Origin of the sequence: Bacillus sp. FSL W8-0223, assembly GCF_038006805.1 — a bacterium.
Classification (GTDB): domain Bacteria; phylum Bacillota; class Bacilli; order Bacillales; family DSM-4216; genus Bacillus_O; species Bacillus_O smithii.
In genome coordinates this window covers 1,190,776-1,213,744 of record NZ_JBBOVX010000001.1, presented here as the reverse complement: position 1 = coordinate 1,213,744, position 22,969 = coordinate 1,190,776, and the positions used below count along the sequence as shown (strand labels likewise).

Annotated in this window: 19 protein-coding genes; 4 read left to right on the top strand and 15 right to left on the bottom strand. The window is 39.3% G+C overall.

Annotated features, from left to right (window positions below; genetic code table 11):
• Nucleotides 1-200: 200 nt before the first annotated feature.
• Nucleotides 201-1,205 carry a LacI family DNA-binding transcriptional regulator gene (locus NST81_RS06035; protein WP_341028903.1) on the bottom strand — a complete coding sequence of 335 codons (1,005 nt, stop codon included), beginning with the start codon at nt 1,203-1,205 and terminating at the stop codon, nt 201-203.
• Nucleotides 1,206-2,108: 903 nt separating this feature from the next.
• On the opposite strand from NST81_RS06035, the gene NST81_RS06030 reads away from it, so the two are divergent.
• Nucleotides 2,109-2,831, top strand: a complete 723-nt coding sequence (locus NST81_RS06030; protein ID WP_341028901.1) for an HAD family hydrolase — start codon at nt 2,109-2,111, stop codon at nt 2,829-2,831.
• 204 nt (nt 2,832-3,035) lie between these two features.
• Here the strand turns inward: NST81_RS06030 and NST81_RS06025 are convergent, their stop codons facing one another.
• The 6 genes from NST81_RS06025 to NST81_RS06000 form a co-directional block, all read right to left on the bottom strand.
• Nucleotides 3,036-4,052 (bottom strand): FecCD family ABC transporter permease, encoded by a 1,017-nt coding sequence (locus NST81_RS06025; RefSeq protein WP_048622985.1) that lies wholly within the window; start codon nt 4,050-4,052, stop codon nt 3,036-3,038.
• Nucleotides 4,049-5,083: a FecCD family ABC transporter permease gene (locus tag NST81_RS06020; protein WP_048622984.1), complete on the bottom strand. Its 1,035-nt coding sequence runs from the start codon at nt 5,081-5,083 to the stop codon at nt 4,049-4,051. The genes NST81_RS06025 and NST81_RS06020 overlap by 4 nt, the downstream gene beginning before the upstream one ends.
• A gap of 80 nt (nt 5,084-5,163) precedes the next feature.
• Complete coding sequence (locus NST81_RS06015; RefSeq protein WP_341028898.1) at nt 5,164-6,105, bottom strand: ABC transporter substrate-binding protein; 942 nt, start codon at nt 6,103-6,105, stop codon at nt 5,164-5,166.
• 70 nt (nt 6,106-6,175) lie between these two features.
• Nucleotides 6,176-6,799 carry a nitroreductase family protein gene (locus NST81_RS06010; protein ID WP_003354244.1) on the bottom strand — a complete coding sequence of 208 codons (624 nt, stop codon included), beginning with the start codon at nt 6,797-6,799 and terminating at the stop codon, nt 6,176-6,178.
• A gap of 21 nt (nt 6,800-6,820) precedes the next feature.
• Complete coding sequence (locus NST81_RS06005) at nt 6,821-7,642, bottom strand: ABC transporter ATP-binding protein (RefSeq protein WP_341028894.1); 822 nt, start codon at nt 7,640-7,642, stop codon at nt 6,821-6,823.
• Nucleotides 7,643-8,202: 560 nt separating this feature from the next.
• Entirely contained in the window at nt 8,203-9,171 is a 969-nt protein-coding gene (locus tag NST81_RS06000; RefSeq protein WP_040341383.1) for an ABC transporter substrate-binding protein, read from the bottom strand.
• Nucleotides 9,172-9,364: 193 nt separating this feature from the next.
• Here NST81_RS06000 and NST81_RS05995 point away from each other — a divergent pair, with 193 nt between their 5' ends.
• The 3 genes from NST81_RS05995 to NST81_RS05985 are packed head-to-tail and all read left to right on the top strand — an operon-like array spanning nt 9,365 to nt 12,269.
• Entirely contained in the window at nt 9,365-10,366 is a 1,002-nt protein-coding gene (locus tag NST81_RS05995) for a FecCD family ABC transporter permease (RefSeq protein WP_341028892.1), read from the top strand.
• The gene (locus tag NST81_RS05990; protein WP_341028890.1) at nt 10,363-11,415 is read left to right on the top strand and encodes a FecCD family ABC transporter permease; all 1,053 of its coding nucleotides are present in this window, start codon (nt 10,363-10,365) and stop codon (nt 11,413-11,415) included. Before NST81_RS05995 ends, NST81_RS05990 begins: the two co-directional genes overlap by 4 nt.
• Before the next feature lie 23 nt (nt 11,416-11,438).
• Nucleotides 11,439-12,269 (top strand): ABC transporter ATP-binding protein, encoded by an 831-nt coding sequence (locus tag NST81_RS05985; RefSeq protein WP_327804404.1) that lies wholly within the window; start codon nt 11,439-11,441, stop codon nt 12,267-12,269.
• Nucleotides 12,270-12,682: 413 nt separating this feature from the next.
• Here the strand turns inward: NST81_RS05985 and NST81_RS05980 are convergent, their stop codons facing one another.
• From NST81_RS05980 to NST81_RS05945, 8 genes are all read right to left on the bottom strand, one after another.
• Entirely contained in the window at nt 12,683-14,500 is a 1,818-nt protein-coding gene (locus NST81_RS05980; RefSeq protein ID WP_327797604.1) for an IucA/IucC family protein, read from the bottom strand.
• A complete protein-coding gene (locus tag NST81_RS05975; protein ID WP_341028887.1) occupies nt 14,487-15,707 on the bottom strand; it encodes an MFS transporter in 1,221 nt (406 codons plus the stop codon). Before NST81_RS05975 ends, NST81_RS05980 begins: the two co-directional genes overlap by 14 nt.
• Before the next feature lie 9 nt (nt 15,708-15,716).
• Entirely contained in the window at nt 15,717-17,018 is a 1,302-nt protein-coding gene (locus NST81_RS05970) for a lysine N(6)-hydroxylase/L-ornithine N(5)-oxygenase family protein (RefSeq protein ID WP_341028884.1), read from the bottom strand.
• Complete coding sequence (locus NST81_RS05965; protein WP_341028881.1) at nt 16,988-17,593, bottom strand: GNAT family N-acetyltransferase; 606 nt, start codon at nt 17,591-17,593, stop codon at nt 16,988-16,990. The genes NST81_RS05970 and NST81_RS05965 overlap by 31 nt, the downstream gene beginning before the upstream one ends.
• On the bottom strand, nt 17,583-19,385 hold the full coding sequence (locus NST81_RS05960; protein ID WP_341028880.1) for an IucA/IucC family protein: 1,803 nt from the start codon (nt 19,383-19,385) through the stop codon (nt 17,583-17,585). Before NST81_RS05960 ends, NST81_RS05965 begins: the two co-directional genes overlap by 11 nt.
• Nucleotides 19,336-20,886 (bottom strand): pyridoxal phosphate-dependent decarboxylase family protein, encoded by a 1,551-nt coding sequence (locus NST81_RS05955; RefSeq protein ID WP_341028878.1) that lies wholly within the window; start codon nt 20,884-20,886, stop codon nt 19,336-19,338. Before NST81_RS05955 ends, NST81_RS05960 begins: the two co-directional genes overlap by 50 nt.
• A 12-nt stretch (nt 20,887-20,898) precedes the next feature.
• The gene (locus NST81_RS05950; protein ID WP_341028876.1) at nt 20,899-22,263 is read right to left on the bottom strand and encodes an aspartate aminotransferase family protein; all 1,365 of its coding nucleotides are present in this window, start codon (nt 22,261-22,263) and stop codon (nt 20,899-20,901) included.
• Between the two features lie 463 nt (nt 22,264-22,726).
• On the bottom strand, nt 22,727-22,882 hold the full coding sequence (locus NST81_RS05945; protein ID WP_082142263.1) for a DUF1540 domain-containing protein: 156 nt from the start codon (nt 22,880-22,882) through the stop codon (nt 22,727-22,729).
• Nucleotides 22,883-22,969 lie beyond the last annotated feature (87 nt).

Genomic DNA, 22,969 nt, shown 5'->3' with positions numbered 1-22,969 from the left:
AGGTGTCTTTCTTTATGTTTTAAAAAATGTCAAATGATAATTTTGTACTTCCCAAAACCATTTACATCAAGCATTTAAACAAGATTTTGGACTGCGAAAGCTGAGTTATATAATAAATAAGACTCTACCACCTTATTCATATTGGGCAGAGTATCATTACTGAAAATCGAATAAGATTGAACCCCTTTTTTCATCTAGTTTCATTCCCTTTTGTATGGAGAGCACGATTTTCTTATGATTAGTTGATCTTCCAGTATATACTGATTTTTTTGCATTTCTTCTTTATTGATTAATCTTATCAATAGTTGCATGGCCAGGCTCCCAATCTCAAACGTCGGCTGCGAGATGGTCGTAAGGGGCGGTTCAAAAATCGCCGAGAATTTTATATCATCAAATCCAATGACCGAAATATCATCGGGAACATGCAGCCCTTTCGATTTTATGGCTTGTATGGCTCCAAAAGCCATTTCGTCATTAGCCACAAACACACCGGTCGGGGGATTCATAAGGGCTAAAAATTTCATCATAATGTTAAAGCCGCTCTCGTACGAGAAATCTCCTTCTTGTACCAAAACCGGTTCCACTTCCAGATTATTTTGCGCCATTCCTTGATAAAATCCTTTTAATCGATCTTTCCCCAACACGACATTGAGGGGTCCCGAGATAAACCCTATTCTCTTATGCCCCAATTGAATTAAATGTTCCGTTGCCTTTCGGGCAGCACTTACATTGTCAATTGAAACGGTTGGAATATTGGAACCCTCAATATACTCACATGCCAGAACTACGGGATATTCATGGGCGATTTCTTCAATGAGATGCGGATCAACTCTTGCCGTTAATAAAATCATGCCATCCGCTTTTTTTTGACGAAGTATATTGAAATAACCTTTTTCTCTTTCAATATGATTGCCCGTATCCGCTAATAAAACCTGATATCCATTTTCGATGGCTACAGATTCAATTCCTCTTAGCACCTTTGAAAAAAAGGGGTTCGTAATATCAGGCACAACCACCAAAATAGTTTTGGTTTCGAGCCTCCTTAATTGCCGGGCTAATGCATTCGGCTGGTAATTTAATTCTTTAATAGCTTTTAACACTTTTTTCGTCGTTTCTTCTTTTACTGTTTCCGGTTTCGATAACACTCTCGATACAGTAGCCGTTGAAACATTGGCTCTTTTTGCTACATCTTTGATACTGACCATTGCACAACTCTCTTTCTTTTTATTCTATGTTGCTTAATTGTATTCGATTACATTGCGAATGACAACTTCTGTTAAAGACTTTGAGAAAAACAGCTGAAATGAAAAAAAATATACTTAGGCAAGGAATACTTTAATCTATCCATGTGAAATAACGTCATCCCTATGAATAGATCTATGAAAATGAAGTGGTGATTGACGCATAAGCTCTTTTCATTTGCTTCTAAAGAGACAATGTATGTTTCCACAAAAATATGAAAGTTAAAAGTAATGAAAAGAATACTGGTAAACATCCTTGTAGCTATTTTTATGATGATAGGTGTTCTAGTATATTATACCAATAAATTGTCAATAAAATAGTAAAAATATCATTCTATTTTATTATTTGAATAGTTTTTATATTCATTTGCTTAAATATATGTCTTTTCGTATAGTATTTTGAACGGAATGTTTTTTCAGCTATTTTTCTTCTCGGCCTAGGATGATCCATTTGAAAAATCTCACAAATCTTCTAAAGAAGATAATCCCATCTTATTCCTGAATCCCAAAGGCTCCTTGTTAAGGGACATTCATTATGAGGTTTTGGAAAAGTCTTTACTCCACAGTAAAGTGATGCGTATCTCTTATAGGTTCTTGCAGCTTAGACCCGACAAAGGTAGCTGCCTTAGACAGAAGAGTGAATTATGGATCTCACATAGTTTAAAATTTTTTGATTTTTATCAATTTTCATTGCGAAAATGCACTTTTTAATACTAATATATAGATGTATTCTAATTTTCATTTTTTTCCACTACAGATTTTTTATCATTCAAGAATTAAAATAAAACTACTTTTCTGTGGTTTGGCAGCTTGGCCTTTTCCTTAGAAGAAAATGAAATTGATCTCCAAAAGAAAGGTAGGATCCTATTGATTAAACTAGTCTTAATGGATTTAGATAATACATTATTGCCCTTTCAATCGTATTGGGAAGAAGCAAATAAGGATGTTTTCCACTCTTCTCATTTAACGAAAAACCTTGATTATCATAAATTTCTCTCTTTATTTAAAAGATATGATAAAGAATTATGGAACCTCCATTCCCAAAATGTCATATCTTTAGATGAATTGCGCCAACAAAGATTAATAAAAACGTTAAACGATTTTCAAATGGATATTACGGTCGAAGAATCTCAGCAGTATTTTCAAGAGTTTTTTCAGAATTTATTAGATAGAATCACTCCAGACTTTACGCTACATAATCTGTTGACGTCCATAAAAAGCCATTATGAACTTGCGATTTTAACAAACGGGAAAAAATCAGAGCAAAAAGAAAAAATAAAGAGAATGGGACTGGATCAAATCATTAAACCTACCCATATTTTTATTTCAGAGGAGATCGGTTTTGAAAAACCCGATCCTAAAGCATTTTATTATGTTTTAGATAAATTAAATAAGAATCGTGAAGAGGCTATCTACGTTGGAGATTCTTGGTTAAATGATATAGAAGGTTCGGTGAAAGCCGGTCTTAAAGCTGTATGGATCCATCCTTCTTCCACTTTGCCAGACCCTTCTTATCATTCAAAAGTGTATATATGCCCGTCTATTTTAGAACTGGAAGAAGTTTTACAAACGATCCAGATCCCAAACTAAACTCAACAAAGTAACAATGTCTAAAGCTCTTTTACGGGACAATTGGATGAGATGATGTTCTAAATTTAGCAAGACAAAAAAACGCTTCTTTCTCCTTATTAGAAAGTTCGAAAAAAGTTTATGTTCTTTTAGTACAATCTTTTCTAAGAAATATATGTATATACAGCAAGTGCAAAAAAGGAGCTCTTACATGATCATTAAACATTATTCTTTTACCATTAAATAAAGAAAGTATGGAACTCCAATGATCGACACAACGATTCCAACCGGTATCTCTGCGGGTGCTACAATATTTCTTGCGATCGTATCGGATATTAACAAAAGGAGCGTCCCTACTAAGGCTGACACGGGCAATAACAACTTATGTTTCGGACCTACTAATTTTCTGGCAATATGCGGAGAAATCAGACCTAAAAAAGAGATCGTTCCTGCGACAGAAGTAGCGACTCCGGCCAATGCAACCGCAAAAAGAATCAGTATCCGTCGTGCTTTTTCCACTTGAACGCCTAATCCGATGGACAAGTGATCGCCTAAAAGGAAAACATCTAAAAATCTTGCCTTATAAATTGCGAAAAACAGAAAGACTATGATCCATGGTAATATGGTGATGACATATATCCAACTAGTCCCCCATATGCTGCCTGAAATCCAAACCATTACTCTATTAAATTCCTGTGTGGTAAATCGAAGTTGAAAGATAATCATGAGAGCTTGAAAAGCAGAGTTTATTCCGATCCCGATTAAAATCAATCTTGTAGGATTGATCCCTTTTTTCCAGGCAAACAAGTAGATGAGCACGGCCCCCAATATCGATCCAAAGAAAGCTACAACAGGCATCGTCCATATAGTTAAATTACTTACCCCGTCGTAAACATTCCCGTTCATAAAATATATGTACATCACGACAGCTAACGCCGCTCCCGAACTAATTCCCATGATGCCAGGATCCGCTAAATCGTTTTTGGTGATGCTTTGAAGAATGGCGCCAGATACGGCTAAAGCGGTACCTACCAGTATCGCCATCACAATTCTGGGGAGTCTCATACTAAAGAGAACGATTTCTTGTTTTCTAGTACCTTGTCCAAGAAAGGTTTGAACGACTTCCCATGGTTTGATCGAAAAAGAGCCTAATTGTAAACTAATCAGAATCGTGAATAGAATAAGAATTATAAAAACCGTTGTAATCCAAATCACTCTTTTCCGTTTACCATATGTGATCATGACACTCTAGCACCCTTTCTTACAAGATACAGAAAAAACGGCACTCCTAATAGAGCTGTTATGGAACCTACGGGAGTTTCGTAAGGCTGATTGATCATTCTTGCGATGATATCGCTAAACACTAGCAAAGTAGCCCCCAACACAAATGAACAAGGAATAATCAATCGATAATCCGGCCCAACCAAACTTCTTACTATCTGAGGCACTATAAGCCCTACAAAAGCAATATTTCCCGCCACTGCTACGGAACTACCACTTAACAAAATAACGATGATGATTCCCATTATTCTTACAGTATTTGTCTTTTTCCCTAGACCAATCGCAACTTCTTCCCCTAAGCTTAAGATGGTAATGCTCGGTGAAAGGATGATGGCCGCAATGACTCCCCAAATCCCTGCGAAAAAGAGCAACTGGACCCCTTCCCATTTTGCCGTTGTCAATCCACCTACAATCCAAAAACTCAATTGCTGTGATAAATTGTGGTACATGGCAATGGCCACCGCCACTGATATAAACAAAGTCCCGAGCGCTGTTCCGGCTAAAGCCAGCTTGGCGGGATCCACACCATTTTTCGACCTGGAGCTGAGAAAATATACTAGTAATCCACTCAAACTTGCACCTATAAACGCAATAAACATAAAGCCTGCGCCACCTATTTTCGCTTGCATTGCAAAAGCAATGGATATAGTGAGAGTGGCGCCTTGAGTGATGCCTAAAACGGAGGGTTCTGCAATCGGATTCCTTGTCATTCCTTGCATAACGGCGCCTGATACGGCCAGGAATGCTCCAACCAGAGCCGCTGCGACTGCTCTAGGCAATCTCACATCTCTCACAATTTGAGAGTCTAAAGCATGTTTTCTCGTAAAGATACTGTTCATGACGGTCGAAAAACTGATGTCTTTCGCTCCTAGAGAGATGGAAAGTCCAATACCAAAAACCAACAGTATCAACCCAACTATCAAGAGAGAAATCGTCATGATGACTCGCCGAGACGTCAATTTTTGATGATATACTTGTGATATTTCATCCATTGTGTATTTGCTCCTCCTGAAAAAGCAATACGGGCTGACAAAAGGTAGGACTATTCCTTTCGTCAACCCTGCTGATTATCCTATTTCTTTGTTACTTTTTCTTTAATGTCATCTAGCAGAAGTTCTTTTCCGATTGGTTGATAACATTGAGTAAAGTAAGGGGAGCTATTAAGGAATGTTACATTCCCTTCTTTCACAGCTCTCATCGATTTCCACACAGGATTGCTTTCTAAACTTTTCTTATCTGCATCGGTGGCAATCATAATAATGTGGTCGGCATCAATTTTGGATAATCCTTCAATCGTCACTACAGGCAATGTAATTCCTTTTTGTTTTGGCAGATTAGCTGGTTTTTTCAACTTCATGTCATCATAAAGAATGGAACCCACACCGGCATCGGCTAATACAAAAAATTGGCCGCCGCTCGCTAATACGGATAAATACGTTTGATCCCCATTTTTAGCTGCAATTTCTTTTCCATCTTCTTTCGCCTTTTGGTCATAAGCGCTCAGCCATTTTTTGGCATCTTTTTCTTGACCAAATAACTTGGCAACATCCATCATTCTGGCTCTCCAGTCATTTCCATAATCCTTCATTACAACAACGGGTGCAATCTTTTTCAATTGATCATAAATTTTTTCTTGTCTTTCGCTCATGATAATCAAATCAGGATTCGTATCCAATATCGCTTCTACATCCATCGTATCGTTCATGTTGTAGCCTACAATTTTCGCATTCTTCATTTTATCTTTCAGATAGCTTGGGAACTCTTTTATGTTATAGGCATCACTGTTAGCGGTCGCCACCGGCGTATGACCTAAGATGACCAAGTCTTCGCTGGCACCGGAAATATCCGCAATGCGTTTCGGATTCGCCGGAATTTTCACATCGCCTTTCAGCGTGCTGACCACTCTAGTTTTATTATCCTCTTTGGCTTCTTCTTTTTGATTAGAACATCCGGAAAATATTGAAAATGATAAAAATAGAGCCATGATAAGTGCTAAAGACATTTTGTTCTTCATGGTGTTTCCTCCTACATTTCTTAAAATGACTAATTGATGATGTTATATAAATGGGCTTTTTGAACAATTGCTAGAGTTTTGTATCGACGGAAAGTGAAAGAGAATGAACCCACTCCTGCAATGCTCTTCTCGGTTTTGCTTTCGGTATTTTCTCTTCATCTATGTATCCTAAATGAACAGAACCTATGATTTTTTTAGAAGAAGGGATCCCTAACTCTTTTGCAAATATCGGATCATGAATATAAGGATTAGTCCGCCACACAACCCCTATATTTTTCTCCCAACATAATAATTGAAGGTTTTGAATAAACGCACAAGTAGCTCCTATGGATTCAAAGTCTTTTTGTTCATCTCCAAAGAGATCCGTTGCTACAATTAACGTAATAGGAGTTGATGAAAAATACTGCTCATACGCCTCTCTTATCTTTTTCACACGCTCTTCAGAATAAGCAGCCAACACTCCGGTTCTTTCGTAACTTTTCATCACACAATTCAAAAAATACTTTTTCTCATCCTCAGTAGATACGATGGTGACAGACCAAGGTTCTACTTTGCTGTGAAAGGGTGCATAAGCAGCCATTTCCAACAAGTGTTCCACTTCTTGCATAGGAATGGGAATTTCTTTTGTTACTCGAATCGTTCTTCTTGACACAATGACCGATTCGATGGCAGATTCCGGTTTTAGCATCTCCATAAGCTCCACCTTCTCCTTATATCAGATCCCCGCCGCTTTTCCAATGTCAAGTTGCTCATCTTTCAGCAAATCGTAAGTCAGACACACAGGCCTTTTGGTTCTCGGATCTTGCACAATTTCTGCGTCAATCTGAAAGACCTTCTTTAATATTTCAGTCGTCATCACTTTCTCTGGTTCCCCTTCACATACGATTCGCCCATCGCACATAGCAACCATATAATCGGCAAATCTCGCTGCATGATTCAAATCGTGCAAAACCATGACAACTGTTCGATCTTCTTTTTTATTTAATTCCTTGAGAAGCTCGAGTACTTCCAGTTGATGCGCTAAATCCAAATACGTGGTAGGTTCATCTAGTAAGATGGAGTCCGTTTGTTGGGCAAGTGCCATGGCAATCCAGACACGCTGTCTTTGCCCGCCAGATAAAGCATCAACCGGACGATCTTTAAATGGTAATGTTCCTGTGACAGTTAACGCCCAATGAATGATTTTTTTGTCTTCCGCTGTTATTCTTCCAAAACCGCTTTGATGAGGAAAACGGCCATATGTGACCAGTTCAAAAACCGTCAGCCCTGATGGCGCATCCGGTGCCTGCGGCAAAATAGCCATCTTCTTGGCAATCTCCTTCGTCGATTGTTTATGAATGGCTTTCCCGTCCAAATAAACAGTGCCCTTCTTCGGTTGCAGGATGCGCGCCAACGTTTTCAACGTAGTGGATTTTCCACAGCCATTAGGACCTATAATAATGGTCATTTTCCCTTCAGGTATTTTCAAATTCAGATCCTCAACGATTTTCCTTTCTCCATATGAAATATCAAGATTTTCAGTAGCTAAGTAAGGCATTGCGATCCTCCTTTCTTTTAAAATGACCCGATCTCCGCCTGTATTGTTTGGTTTTATCCGCGAAATCGCTTTTATGTCATGAAAACCAACTTTTATAATGATAATCATTATCAATTATAAACTTGAAATCGCTAGTGTCAAGATTATTTCTTAAGAAACACAGCTTAGTCCCTTACGTCATTTGTGTGATCCTACGAAAAAAAATCAATAAAGCGAAAGCGGAGAAAATCCCTTTTCAGAAAAAGATAAAATGCAAAGCCGAAACAGGATATAAGGATATCGAAATATCTGATTTTATATTCTTCAAATCAGCGTTAAAAACAAATTCCACACCTATTGCAAAAAAAGTAAGAAAGCTTTTGACTAAAAAGGAACTCGCAGCGTACATGCAGGCTGACTCGACATGTTATGGAGTCAGCCTAGGCTTTTACAAAACGTTTGAGTAAAATCAATCGAGTAAAAATTCAGCCATAATACGATATGATGACATCAATCTTTTTATGAAAAACGTGTATGAATCCAAGTTTCAACAACAAAAAACATTCACAACAACATTCTTCTTAAGATTGCTGATCATTAAGAAAATATTTTTCAATATCATCTAACATTAAATTAGCAGCGATGACACCGCCTGCCGTATTCCAAATAGCATCGTCCACTTTATAAACTTTATGATTCTTCGAAACGGATAAATTTTTGAAAATCGGATCAGAAATCCAATCCTTTTCTAATTCATTTCCTTTATTGTCACCGGTATCATAAGTGAAATAGAAAAGAATGTCGCCATCCATAGCAGACGCACGCTCTTTTGTTACGTGTTGTTCTGCAAAGTCGTTTTTATCTTGTGAGGCAGGGCGAGCAAATCCTAGTTGGTCTAAAATCACTCCAGAAAAGGTGTCTTTATGATAAATCCGAACATCTCCTGGAACAAATCGAACGACAGAAACTTTCATCTTTGTTTTGTCCCCTAGCTTTTGCTTTAATTCCTTTACACGATTATCAAATTTGGCAATGACTTCATTGCCTTCTTTTTCTTTATGTAAAGCTTTCGCATAAAGTTTGAAATTTTCTTTCCAATCCCCGCGTAGTACATCAGAAAAAACAGTAGGCGCAATAGCGCTTAATTGTTTATAAATTTTTTCTTGGCGCATTTTATTCCCAATAATCAAATCCGGTTTCAATGAAGCGATTTCTTCTAAATTTGGTTGGTCTTCTGTACCTACTACTTTGACGCCTTTCATCTGATCTTTAATATGATCATACCAAGGATTCCCTTCCCATGATTGAACAGCTCCAACCGGTTTCACACCCATCGCAAGCAAAGCTTCTGTCCCTTCATTGGTTAAAATTACAACACGTTTCGGTGTCCCTTTAATCTTTGTAGTACCCATGGCATGTTTGACCGTATAGCTGGTGCTCGGAGAAGCGGTGGTTTTCTTCGAAGATGTATCTCCGCTGCTGCTACAAGCTCCCAGAGCAAAGACAGCAACAAGAATAAGTAAAAAAGTAGTTAGTTTGGTAGAAACCATTTGCATATTATTCCCTCCCGAGATAATTGATAGTAATTTTCATTCTCAAATACCATATTATGAGTGATAGAGCCGGTTGTCAATGATTAATTGAAAATGATTATCATAGTCATTGACAGTTTATTATTAATTTTCTAGACTATTAATGAACAAGTATGTTGAAATCGATTAAATAGACAAGGAGAAAGACCTTATGTTAAGCAGCTTTACGACACGATTGGTTGGATTAATCGGGGGATTCATTCTTTTAGCGATTTGTATTGGCTTGAGCATCATCTTAGGATACACCGATACAAACGTACGAGCAGTGATAGATACTTTTCAACATTTTAACGGCTCAAATACTCAACTTGTGATAAAAAATGTTCGTTTGCCAAGGGCTTTGATTGGCGCGTCGGTAGGTGGTTGTTTAGCTGTAGCGGGAGCTCTTATGCAAGCTCTTACCAAAAATCCTCTTGCCTCTCCTGACATTATGGGAGTAAATGCAGGTGCCGGCCTCTTTATAGTAGTCGCTGTTACCTTTTTTTCTATTAGTTCGCTCCATTCCTTTACATGGATCGCTTTTCTAGGAGCTGCCATTGCCTCTTTTATTGTCTACTGCCTTGGATCACTTGGTAAAGATGGTCTTACACCGATGAAAATGACATTGGCGGGTGCTGCGATTGCGGCTATGTTCGGCTCATTGACCCAAGGGATGCTTGTTATCAACGAATCTTCTTTAGATCAAGTTTTATTTTGGCTGGCGGGATCTGTTCAAGGACGAAAGCTTGAGATTCTTTTTGCAGTACTTCCCTATATGATTTTTGCTCTTGCTTGTTCCTTTTTATTAGGAAAGCAAATCAATATTTTAGTCATGGGTGAGAAATTGGCGAAGGGATTGGGCCAACGAACAGGGATGGTCAAACTCCTTATGTCTTTAATGGTAGTCCTCTTGGCCGGAGGAGCCGTTGCGGTTGCCGGTCCGATCAGTTTTGTGGGTGTCATGGTTCCGCATGTTGCCCGTTGGCTGGTGGGAAATGACCATCGTTGGGTTCTCCCTTATTGCGCTGTTTTAGGTGGAATTTTTTTGATTATCGCGGATATTGGAGCCAGATATATTTTAATGCCTGAAGAAGTACCCGTCGGCGTGTTGACGGCTTTCATAGGGGTTCCCTTTTTCATTTACATAGCGCGCAAGAAAGGAGAAGCGTTATGAAAAATCAACTGACTTTGCGAACCAAGTACTTTTCTTTTTTAATCAATAAAAAGTCTTTATTTCTTATTCTGTTTCTTTTTATCCTTTTGCTTGCTTGTTTTACAATCAGCGCAAGTTTAGGAGAAACGTTTATCAACCCATTTCATGTGATCGAGGTATTAGTCGGAAAAGGAAATGCATTTGAACAATTAGTGGTGACCCATTTTCGACTTCCTCGGATTCTCATTGCTATTTTAGTGGGAAGCAGTTTGGCTGTAGCTGGCGCCATTCTACAAGGAATGACGCGCAATCCTCTAGCTTCTCCTGACATTATGGGGATTACAGGAGGAGCCGCTACTGCGGTTGTGCTCTTTTTGACATTCTTTAGTGACAAAGATAATAATTTGACCGTCAGCATTCAATGGTTGCCTTTGAGCGCATTCGTAGGAGCCACCGTCGTTGCACTGCTTTTATATATCTTAGCCAACCATGGCAGGAATCTTTCCCCCATTCGTTTAGTGTTAATTGGAATCGGTTTATCTGCTTTCATGAAGGCCGCTACGACACTCTTTATGATTACCAGTCCTATTTACCGTGCGAGTCAAGCCAATATTTGGATTACGGGAACTGTCTATGGATCTGACTGGCAAGATGTAAACATACTATTGCCGATTACGACTATATTAATGTTGATCAGTTTCCTCATCATTCGGGACATAAACATTCAAGAATTAGGCGAACCAATCGCCAAAAGTGCAGGAAATCGTGTCCATACATATCGTTTCCTGTTTTTATTGATTTGCACAGGTTTAATCGGCAGCGCAGTTGCTTTTGGAGGAACGATTGGTTTTGTAGGATTGCTGGCCCCTCATATCAGTCGGAGATTAGTCGGATCTTCCTTTGGGTATCTGCTTCCTTCATCTGCTATCATGGGAGCTCTTTTAGTTTTACTGGCTGATCTGGTCGGAAGAACACTGTTTTTACCCATTGAAGTTCCGGCTGGTGTTTTTACGGCGTCTATTGGAGCCCCCTATTTTGTCTATCTTTTATTGAAACAAAGGAATCAGTAATTGCTTAGAAAGGAGAGAATGACATGGAAGCCATTGAAACAAAATCATTGACTTTATCATATGGAGACAACATCATCATTGAAGAGTTGGACTTACAAATCCCTAAAGGGGAAATTACGGTGTTTATTGGCAGTAATGGATGTGGCAAATCCACATTGTTACAATCTTTAGCTCGATTGCTTAAACCGGCTAACGGGACGATCCTATTAGATGGAAAGCAGATTTTGAAGCTGCCAACAAAAGAAGTGGCAAAACAGCTTGCCATTCTCCCTCAAGGCCCTATTGCACCGGAAGGGATTACCGTATTGCAGTTGGTTAAACAAGGACGCTACCCCCATCAAAGGTGGTTTCAACAATGGTCAGAGGAAGACGAAAATAAAGTTCTAGAAGCATTAAAACTGACAGGAATGGAGACTCTGGCAGATCGTCCTGTGGATTCCCTTTCAGGTGGCCAGCGGCAAAGAGCGTGGATTGCCATGACGCTGGCCCAAGACACTGACACGATTTTATTAGACGAACCTACTACGTATTTAGATATGGCTCATCAAATTGAAATTTTAGATTTGCTGTTTGAATTAAATGAAACAAAAAAACGCACGATTGTAATGGTGCTGCACGATTTAAATTTAGCGTGTCGCTATGCTCATCATTTGGTCGCCATTCATGATAAGAAGGTATATGACCAAGGAAAACCTGAAGAAGTGGTAACATGCGAACTTGTCAAAGATGTCTTTCAAATCGATTGCCAAATTGCGGTTGACCCTATTTTCGGCACACCGATGTGTCTTCCCCACGGAAAAGGACGCCGGATTGTACAAAAAGCCGGCCCAACACTACGAGCAGCGGACTACTAATCAAGAAAACGAAATAACAAACAAACATGCTGTTTTTTATAAAACGACCGGCTTATTTGCAATGAAAATGATCATATGAATCGAATGAATCCTTTCTACTTTATTCTACTCATTTTTTGTACAACTGGTCGGCTATCTGTTTCATTTAGATTCATCATTTTCAGGTGTTCTGCTAATCTTTATAACGGCTAATAAAAAACATGAAATCATCCATTCACAACAGGCAGATCTTATTTGAAGATTGGCAGAGAACTGCTCCTTGTTTATGACTAATTAATACTTCCATGGTTTCTCTTTTACAAGATGTAAAAGAACTTCAATGAATGGTTCATTCATTGAAGTTCGCCCTTTAATATTGAGAATTTATATGATAGGGGGTGGGATCATAAACGTTTTTAACGCAAAAACGATAATTACTTCTTCTTGCTAGTCTGAATGGCTACTTCATACAGTGCATTCGACACTTCTCCATACTCGCTGGCATGCGGACGATCCTCTCCGTCTGCATAACCATAATCGAACATGCGATTTCGATTCAGTGCCAACTTTGTAAACGTTGGACGCAACAAATCAAAGAGCTTGAATCGGTCTTGTAAATGCGAAAATTTTCTTTGATATGATAGGATTTCTTCACGAACAATGCCCCAAAAACGATACTCAGAAAATTGTTCTTTTTCCTGTAAAATGTTGCTTAAATACCGGAAATGGCAAATAAATAATCCGGTTAAAATAAATTGTGTCAATCCTTCAGGCGGCTCGCTGCGCAATACTTTTTTCAACTCGGGAGACAATACCTCAAGTTCCGGAAGAGGCTGGTCGCTAATATTGACATCATCGACAAAATCTTTCATAATGATGCGCTCTGGCTTGTAATCTTTTAACACAAGCACCGTATTTTGGCCATGCGGTGAAAACACGGTACCGTACTGATATAAATAATGAAGCAACGGTGGCAGAATCGCTTTTGCAAGCTTTTTCACCCATTGTTCTACCGTAAGACCAGATCGTTCCACTAATTTGGATACGAACGGAGTTCCTTCATGGTCTACATGCAGCAATGCTGCAAGTGTAATCGCTCGCTCACCTTCTTTCAGTTCCTTATAGACGCTTTCTCTCCACACCACACCAAGCATTTCAAGATATTGATAAGGAGCTCCTTTTAAGTTCGTATACGTGCGGTGATCGACATTGATGGTCGCCACTTCTCCCAACAGACCAAGGCGGCATTCTTCCTTTAAAAACCAATCGTTTTCCAGAATATTTTTCATATACGTCGTTACTTCGGGAGCGATCACCGTCCTCTCGCTCGGCAATCCCCTGTATACAAGTGTATTAAAAATGCTCATCGGCAGCTTCACATGAAACTTTTCTTTGCTTGTTACATTCACAAAAGTGCGAATCGACTGTTGAGGCAGATATTCATCTTCTCCTTCTCCTAACGGAATCAACTCTTTTCTTGCTATTTCAGCAGCAAACATAGACACAATTACATTGTTCCATTGCCAGGCATGTATGGGCATGAAATAATAATCCTTCGCTTTGACTCCTGCTTCTTCCAGCTTTTTCAGAAAAAGCTGATAGGTTTTTTCACCAAGTTCTTGTTCGATCACATGCTGATAAGTTAAACCGTCTACCGAATGAAAAGTGCCAATATTTCGATGAACGGCAATCCATGACAGCTGGACCTTTTTCTTTTGCTCCGGTGCGTATTTGACATAGTCATCATACCCGAATCCAATACGGCCTTTATTGTATGTGATCCAAGGATGCCCCGTCATTTCTCCTTCCAATTCCGAATAATCTAATAAAATCAGGTCTTGCGATAACTTGGATCTTTCTTTCAAATGAGTATCCGCTACTAATGTATGTAAATACTCTTTTACTAAATGTCCCGCCGTAGAACTTGACATGTTTCCTTCCTCTTTTATACTTAACAAAAAAGCAAGAGACTGTGGTATATCGCTTTTTTCATTCGTTACCACTTTGATGCTCTCTGGTAAAACATAATAACTGTCAAATAGGCGAGGTTTTGCCTGAAAATAGTAAACATTTCCTTTTTGATCTTTCCATTCGCAATACCGAATGCCTTCTGACTCATCCTCACTGAATACCTTAGGTATTATAATTTCCTCATACATGAACTCTTGAATCATTTTGGCTAAAAGTCGTTGATCGGCTTCTTGAAAAGCTTTTTCTGTTATCATATGGACAGGAGTTTCACAAATTTTCACGACGTTCAACTCTCCTTTTCATTGAATTTGAAGATGATGGATCCATATGGATAGAACTCAAGATTATGCTCAGTGTCGAACCCAATAAAAGAAAACCACACAGGAGAAAAGGTGCTTCCAAGCCGTTATGCTGCACCATCATCAAAGCAGCCATCGGTGATAAAAGCAGGGAAACATTTTGCATCGACGAGACAATACTATAAGACAATGGCGCTTTTTTTCCGATTCCCATTTGGAAAAATAAAAGATCTAATGCCGCCAGACTTACAAAAAAACACATACCATACAAGATTCGAATGAAAACAAACAACCATATGCTTCCGGCAGCCGATTGGATAATAAGCAATCCCCCGGTTATACCCGTTAAGCTAATGAAGATGGCTTTCATATGCGTTTTTAGACAACGCTTCGGCAATAAAAATTGCAGTACAATCGCCACAATACTTGGTAATACATATAACAAGCTTGATACTTGTTTTGTTAGGCCAAATCTGTCGTCAAGAAAAACCGTAAAGTAGGGACGTATGGCATTATGTCCAATATAAAAGAGAAAGACAGTGAGCAAATATCCTAAAAATTCCACCGACCACCTTCTACTTTTTCTTTTAACGGAATCTTCTTTCTTTTTTACACACCCCCTTTTTCTCATCGCTTCATTGCGAGAGAAAATAAAGCCACTTGCGATCGCAAAAACGAAATCTATGAATGCAAAAACGTAATAGCTATCGAACGGGAACGGCTGGTTCACCATAAAGCTTCCAGCCATTCCCGATACGACCACACTCCCATGAAAGATCCATAAATAAGTCGTCGTGGCTCTTACTTTTTCTTCCTCATTTTTGCTTGCAGCCACGAGCGTCGGATAAAGCAAATAAATTCCGCTTTGGAAACAGAGTAAAATAAGTGAAACGATTAAAAAATAGAGGAAAGTATGGCCCATAGGGAGGAGGATTTTGCACCCTCCCATAGCCGTCAACAAGATTGGTATACATTTCTGAAAATCTCTTAATTTCCAAATCATCGCCCACAATGGTGTCATCACAATCACAACAAGGCGACAACAAATGATAAAGAAGCTCGTCGCTTGCACCCCATCCACTTGAAAATAGTCGGAAAATAGCTGCGGATAAAACGGGGATAACAGCATTTCTGATATCAACGTAAACAGTAGACAACTGTAAATAAATCCTTTTTCCCTGTTCGTCATTTCTTTTTTCTACAGCCCGAATTGTTGAAACACATTTTTTTCATAGGTTTGGTAAATTTCTTTTCCTGCCAACTGATTGATAATCGTTGCATTTCGAAAGGCGCCTAGTCCCAAATCAGGTGCACCGACACCGTGGGTATGAAGTTCGCCGTTTTGAACGAATATGTGGTTTTGCCCTTCCTTGTTCAACTTCACTTTATAATTTTCCTGAATGACAAGTTGTCCGTCCTCATCCCAATCCACGATATGCTTGATTCCTTGCAAACAATCCGGGATATAAGGATGATATCCCGTTGCCAGGATCACAACATCACTATTCAATTGGTGACTCTTTTCTTGTTCATGTTGGTACAGCGTTAAACGATATAGATGATCCCACTCTTCTATAGACACTAATTCGGTTAATGCTTGCAGATGAACATTCAGCACTTTATTTCCCACTGTCCGTTCATACAATAACTCGTAAATGTCGGCAATGGTCTTAAAGCTGATCCCTTTGTATAGCAGCGCTTGTTTGCTCAAAACTTCTTTTTTCTTTTCTTTCGGCAGCCTATAGAAATATCGTGTATAATCTGGCGAAAAATGCTCAAGACCAAGTTTAGAATATTCCATCGGATAAAATCCTTTGGATCTTGTAAACCAGTTCAATTGGTAATCATGTTCCGGCTGCTTTAACAAAAGATCATGAAAAATCTCCGCTGCACTCTGTCCGGATCCAATCACCGTAATCGAATTCGCGTTCAAAATATTATCTCGCTTGGTCAAATACTGTCCAGAATGAAAAACTCGATCACCAAGAACGTTTTGAAACTTATCGGGAACGTACGGTCTCGTTCCTACGCCTACTACTACATGTTTTGTGTGATACGTTTTTCTTTCCTTTTCTTTCTGGCAATAAACGGTCACTCGATAATATCCTTCTTCTGTTTGCTCAATGTTCTCTACTTCACATCCAAACTGAAGCTGTGGAAGATGGCTGGCCACCCATTGACAATAGTGATTGTATTCTGTACGTGGGATTAGGAATTTTTCAAAAAAGTAAAAACGATACAACCTGTTATGCTCATGTAAATAGTTGAGAAAGCTGAAACGGCTTGTTGGATCGACCATCGTTACGGCATCTGCCATAAAAGGTACCTGCAGAGTCGTTCCCTCCAACAACATTCCCGGATGCCAGTCAAATTGATCTTTTCGATCAAAAAATATGGAACGACAATCTGTTTTTTCCAGTAAAGCAGCCAATCCAAGATTAAAAGGGCCGATTCCGACGCCAATTACATCTAAAATCTGTTCTCTTGCCAATCTGTCCATCTTTTTTCAAATCCTTTCCTCTCACAAATCATAAATAATCCTGTTTTATCAGGGAGATCGACCTCCTTTACGGGCTGAAAACCGCATTTTTGGAATATATGAATCATTTTTTTATTTTTCACATCGGGCTCGGCCACAATGCGAGTCGTTTCTTGTACTTGAAATTTTTTATGCAAAATGGTTAACAATAACGGATAAATGTAGCCTTTTCCTAAAAACTCCTTTGGTCCAATCAATAAATGAATGCCTTGATCATATTCATCAAATTGATAATATTTCCCGATAATATCATCCTTCACCCAGTAGGACTCCCAATAGCTCATTGGAATTCCGTCCATTTCTCCAATGAGAAGTATTTGATGATCGTCATGCAGAAATTTCTGTAAATGTGCTTTATACTCGGTAAAAGGGATATTTAAGTTCCAAAAGGGAATGACATGCGGCTCATGCATCCATGAATGAAGCCGACTCACATCTTCTTCTAAACGAACCGGCCGAAATGTAATCTTTTTTTGAATGACGGGATCATACCTTTCAAATGGATAGCTCTGTTGAGCCATGATATTACACTTCATGCCATTCACCCACCGCAGCAACGATTGGATTAGGTACTCGAACATAAACGGATTGCGATGCAAGAGACCCTACAAGCTCGTCCATATCATGCACTCTTGTCAGTAAGTTCCCCTTGCTCGGCAGCTCTCTTTCCGTTAGCAGAGATTCTATCAAATTCGTACGATCACCCAGTTGAGCTTTTAATTGATTCAACTCTTCTTTAACCATGATCAACAAACGATTTTCATCTATTAAACGGTTCACTCCGAACGCGTTGATTAAACCAAATAAATGATTAAACAATACGTAGTAGCAAAAACGCTCCTTTGCAATAGCATCGTCGCATACTGTGTCGCTTTTTTCGTTTAAAGTGCCAACCAGTTTTTTAAGAGCTTCCGCTTTTGATCTCATAAAATAATAGCCTTGGTTATCGCGATAATAGAAAGTGGATGGATAACCTTCTTCGTCCAGTTTGACGATGGAGTTTTGCTGATGGGCTTCTAAGGCAATCCCATACGTTTCGTATAACCAGTAAAGAGGCCGCAAACTGATCTCTAAATAACGAGCAAACCACTCCTCGCTCACTTCCGCAACGGAAGTCCCTTCTCGATGTGCAATGTCCAAAATGATGTTGGTTAGATGGGAACGTCCTCCTGTAATATGGTCTTGACATAACGCCGCTAATAAAGTAGTCCGAAGTTCATTTCCTTCTTGAAATGGATTATCACGAATGACGACTTCGAATCCGGTTTCATAAGAATCGGATTTTAACGAAATATAAGCAGGATCTTCAATAATGCGAAATGAAGGGTGCTGTTCTTGTAATTGTTCACGAATCTCTCCGTGAAGCAAACGACTCACTTCCACCCCGCGATGCAGCTCTTTTCGCTTATTAATACGCAACGAATTGGTGATTTTCACCGGAATCGAAAATTTATACATGAACTTTGCCTCTGGGTGGTATACAGTTCGTACGGAAGAAGTTGGATAATATTTTCTTCCATGAGGTCCAAGATAAGCCATTTTCCCTGATTGGATCAGGTCACACACATATTCATTCCCCAAAAGCTTCCTTGCCTGAAGCGGGTGAACTGGTATAAGAGAAAAACCATCTTTCTGACAATATTTTTCTTTAAAAGCTTTTGAAACCAAAGGATCATACAACAGTTCTTCTTTAATAAGAGTGGATGCCTTTTTTGCCAATACAGAATCTTCTTCCACCAGTTCATTCACAATTCGAAAATAATGAAGCTGAAAAGCTCCTTTTCGTTCAGGAGCAAAGATATGCTCTTCATCTTCATCGATTCCTTGTCGGCTTTTCGGCGTCGGATGGAGCTGGTGTCCGACGATCAATGACTGTTCCGATTGGAGGTAGGTTTTTTCTTTTTGATAGCATTCTTCTATATCCTCCTTTCTTTCTGTAAGAATGGTTTTCATATTCTGATAGCTTAAAAGGATACGAAGGATCAGTTCGTCTGAATGAATGGGCTTGTCCGATTCGAGTCTGCATTCTTTTTGAATCAACAAAGCCAATGTGACATAGTCGAGTTCTTCCATTTCCCCATCTCTCAATTGATAATAAATAGGAGATGAATAGAGGTGGCGGCCTGTTGGCGACTTATACTGAACAGGAACATATACTGTAACAGACTGCTGACCAAAAGAAAGTACTAATACATAGGGAACATCTGGTATTTGGACTTGAACAGGAATGTCATCCGGATGCTTCCATTCTCCTCTTCCCGTCTCTTTTACATAACAATTAATTAAGTTTTGCATTGTAATGTGGCTCGTAATGAATGGAATATTCATGCCTTTTCTCTCCTTGCTCTTTCTCTATTTTTTCTCCCAATCTCTTCATCCGTTCTATATGGTTCTTCATATGATCGATCGTATTAAGCGGATTAAGCATCGTGCATTTTAAATATAGTTTTCCATTTTGTTTTGTTTTGGCTATAATCAACTCGCCGTTTTCGTAAAGGGCTTGCTGCATCTTACGGTTCATTTCATCCACATACTTTCGGTCTTCCATACGTTGTGACGGTAAATAGCGGAACAGAATGGCATTCATTTCCGGATGGACCGGTACTTCAAAACAAGGATCTTTTTTCATGAGAGATGCCGTTTCTTTCGCTAAATCAATCGTATAATCAATCATCTGCCCCAAGAGATCGGTCCCTAATAATTTGAAAGTCATCCATAATTTCAAAGCGTCGAAACGCCTCGTTGTCTGAACACTTTTTTCAACAAGGTGGATCATCCCTTTTTCCTGATCTTCCTCAGGATTCAAATAATCCGCATGATAAGCAATACGGTGAAAATCTTGCTTATTTTTCACAAAAAAAGCACCGCAGCTGATGGATTGATAGTATAACTTATGAAAATCGATGGTGATCGAATCAGCCAAATGCAATCCATCTAATAAAGACCGATATTGATGTGAAAAGAGAAGCGCTCCGCCATAGGCGGCATCGACATGAAGCCATAATCCTTCGTCCTTTGCCAATCGTGCCGTCTCACTTATACTATCAATGCTTCCAAAATCTGTTGTCCCTGCTGTCGCTACTATCATAAAAGGAATCAATCCTTCTCGACGAAGCTTTTTCAGTTTGTCCCTCGCATCATCTATGGACAGCTTCTGCTGATCATCTGTCGATACTGTCACTACGGCATTCGCTCCCAATCCAAGCTGTGCGGCCGACTGCTGCACAGTAAAATGAGCATGCTCCGAGCAAAGGATGCGCAGCTTATTTGCTTCATATGGCAAACCCTTTTGATGGGCATTCACCTTGAAGTACGTTTCACATGCTTTATTCCGAGCAAGCAGCAATCCCATATAATTAGATTGAGTGCCCCCGCTTGTAAACACACCATCAGCTTCATGAGAATAGCCAATTTTTTGAGTAAAAAATTTCACAAGCGCCTCTTCCACATAGGTAGCAGAGGGGCTTTGATCCCATGAATCCATCGACTGATTTAACGCTCCAATCATCGTTTCTGCCGCAATCGATGGAAGCAAAGGGGGACAATGCAGGTGTGCCATAGCGGAAGGATGGGAAATCCATAACGAATCTCCCACAATAACGTCTTGAATTTCCGCCATCACTTTCGCTACTTCTTGGCCGGCGATTGGTATGTGGAGCGCCTCCTTCACTTTTTCCTCTATCTCCAAACAGCTTGTCCCGGAAAATGGCTTTTTCGCCTTTTTCGTTTGTTCACATATTAATGTCATGATCTCATTCATGAGTAAGCGATAGGTTTCCTCGCTTTTACCGTCAGGATGAAGAAACCATTTTTGAAAATTGGAATTCATACCCATCACCTTCTAGCGCAATCCAAAATAAGATTCAGCATTTATTACTGCTTTATAAAAGCGCTGCAACACATCACCGATTTGTTCTTTTGAAATAATTAACGGCGGCAACAGTCGAATGACGGAGCTGAAACGACCCCCAACTTCCAAAATCAACCCGCGGTTAAAACATTCTTGCTGAATCTTCTTGGCAAGCTCTGGATGGGCAGGGTAACTTCCGATCGTATTTGGTTGTTTGGTCGGATCAATGATTTCAATCCCGATCATAAGACCCCTGCCTCTTACATCACCGATGGAAGAAACTTGTTTTTGCATTTGTTTTAATTGCCCCATGGCATATTGTCCTAATTCATGAGCATGCTCTGGCAAGTGATATTCTTTCACAAACTGTATAGTAGCTTTTCCCGTTGCCATTGCCATTTGGTTTCCGCGAAACGTTCCGATATGGGCCCCTGGCTCCCATTGATCAAGACTTCTGTCATAAAGAACGACGGATAAAGGCAAACTTCCTCCGATGGCTTTGGATAAAACAAGAACGTCCGGTTCGATTCCTGCATGTTCAAAAGCAAACATTTTTCCCGTTCGACCGATACCTGTTTGCACTTCATCAATGATAAGAGGAATATTACGTTCTTTAGTGATTCGTCGAAGTTCTCTGAGCCATTCGATCGGGGCTGGAATCGAACCTCCCTCTCCTTGAACCACTTCCACAATAATTCCTGCCGGCGAAACGATTCCACTTTCTGGATCGTCTAATAAATGTTCAATGTATGTGCTGCTGATACGGTGTCCTTCTGCTCCTATACCAAACGGGCAGCGATAGGCATACGGATAAGGAAGAAAATGGGTATCAGGAACAAGCGCGTGAATCCTCTTTTTCGGGTTTGTCGTTCCGGAGATGCTTAACGTTCCATGAGTCGAACCGTGATACCCTCCTTGAAATGATAATATCGTTCGATTTCCCGTTGCTGTTTTCACAAGTTTCAAAGCAGCTTCGACTGCATCAGCTCCCGTTGGTCCACAAAAATGGATTTTTGACTTTTCAGCAAACGAAGAAGGTAAAGAAGCAAATAGTTCATCAATAAAGGCTTCTTTAATTGGTGTGGTTAGGTCAAGCGTATGCAATGGCACATACGCTTGCAGGACTTTTTCAATGGCTTCTCGTATCACTTCATGATTGTGACCCAATGCCAGCGTACCCGCACCTGCCAAACAATCAATGTACTGCTTGCCATTCATATCTGTTATATAAATGCCTTCAGCTCTTTTAATCGCAAGAGGGAGCCTTCTTGGATATGACCTGGCATTCGATTCTCTTTTTTCTTGCATCGCCAATAGGTCTTGATTTCCTATATGTGCAAAAACAGGTGCTTTCATCCTTCACCACTCCTTTATTTTTCTCATTCTCCATTCATAACAGAAAGAGGGGGTTTCAATTCATATATTGAGAATGATTTTCATTATCGATTGCAAGTATTATCTTAATTGATAATGATTATCATAGTCAATATCTTTTTGAAAAAATGATAATTTTTTCCTAAATTAGAAAAAAGGGTATATTATTTAAAAAGGTTTTAAATCTTTTAATTTTTCCTAGTTTCTGTTGTTTTCAAGCTTCACTCTTAAAAATCAAATTCAAAACGGAAACCTAACCCGTCATCCATTAATAGAATTGAATGACAAAGTACCTACTCTTGTCCTCTTCCAATAATGGAATGAGAAAATGAATTCCATATGATTGGGATAAAAGCCATAAAATAAGAAATGAATGATTCAAATTCGAATGTAAATCATCTAAAAACAATAAAGGGTAACCAAATATTGGCTACCCCTTAGCGAATTAAGCTTCTGGTCTAAATGTTTTACAATCTGTTTCTTCAGTACTCGATGCCTGTTTTCCTTTGTGACTGACCACATAAATAGTATCTGCACTGCATTTGTTTCCATTGCTCCAATATTTACAATTATGAACTTCACAAAGAACATCTTGAGCCATATTAGTATCCCTCCCTAATGGTTATGATTCGCCACTTTTCGGTTATCGATACTTATTTTTTGTCCTCATTATTTTGTGATGCACACA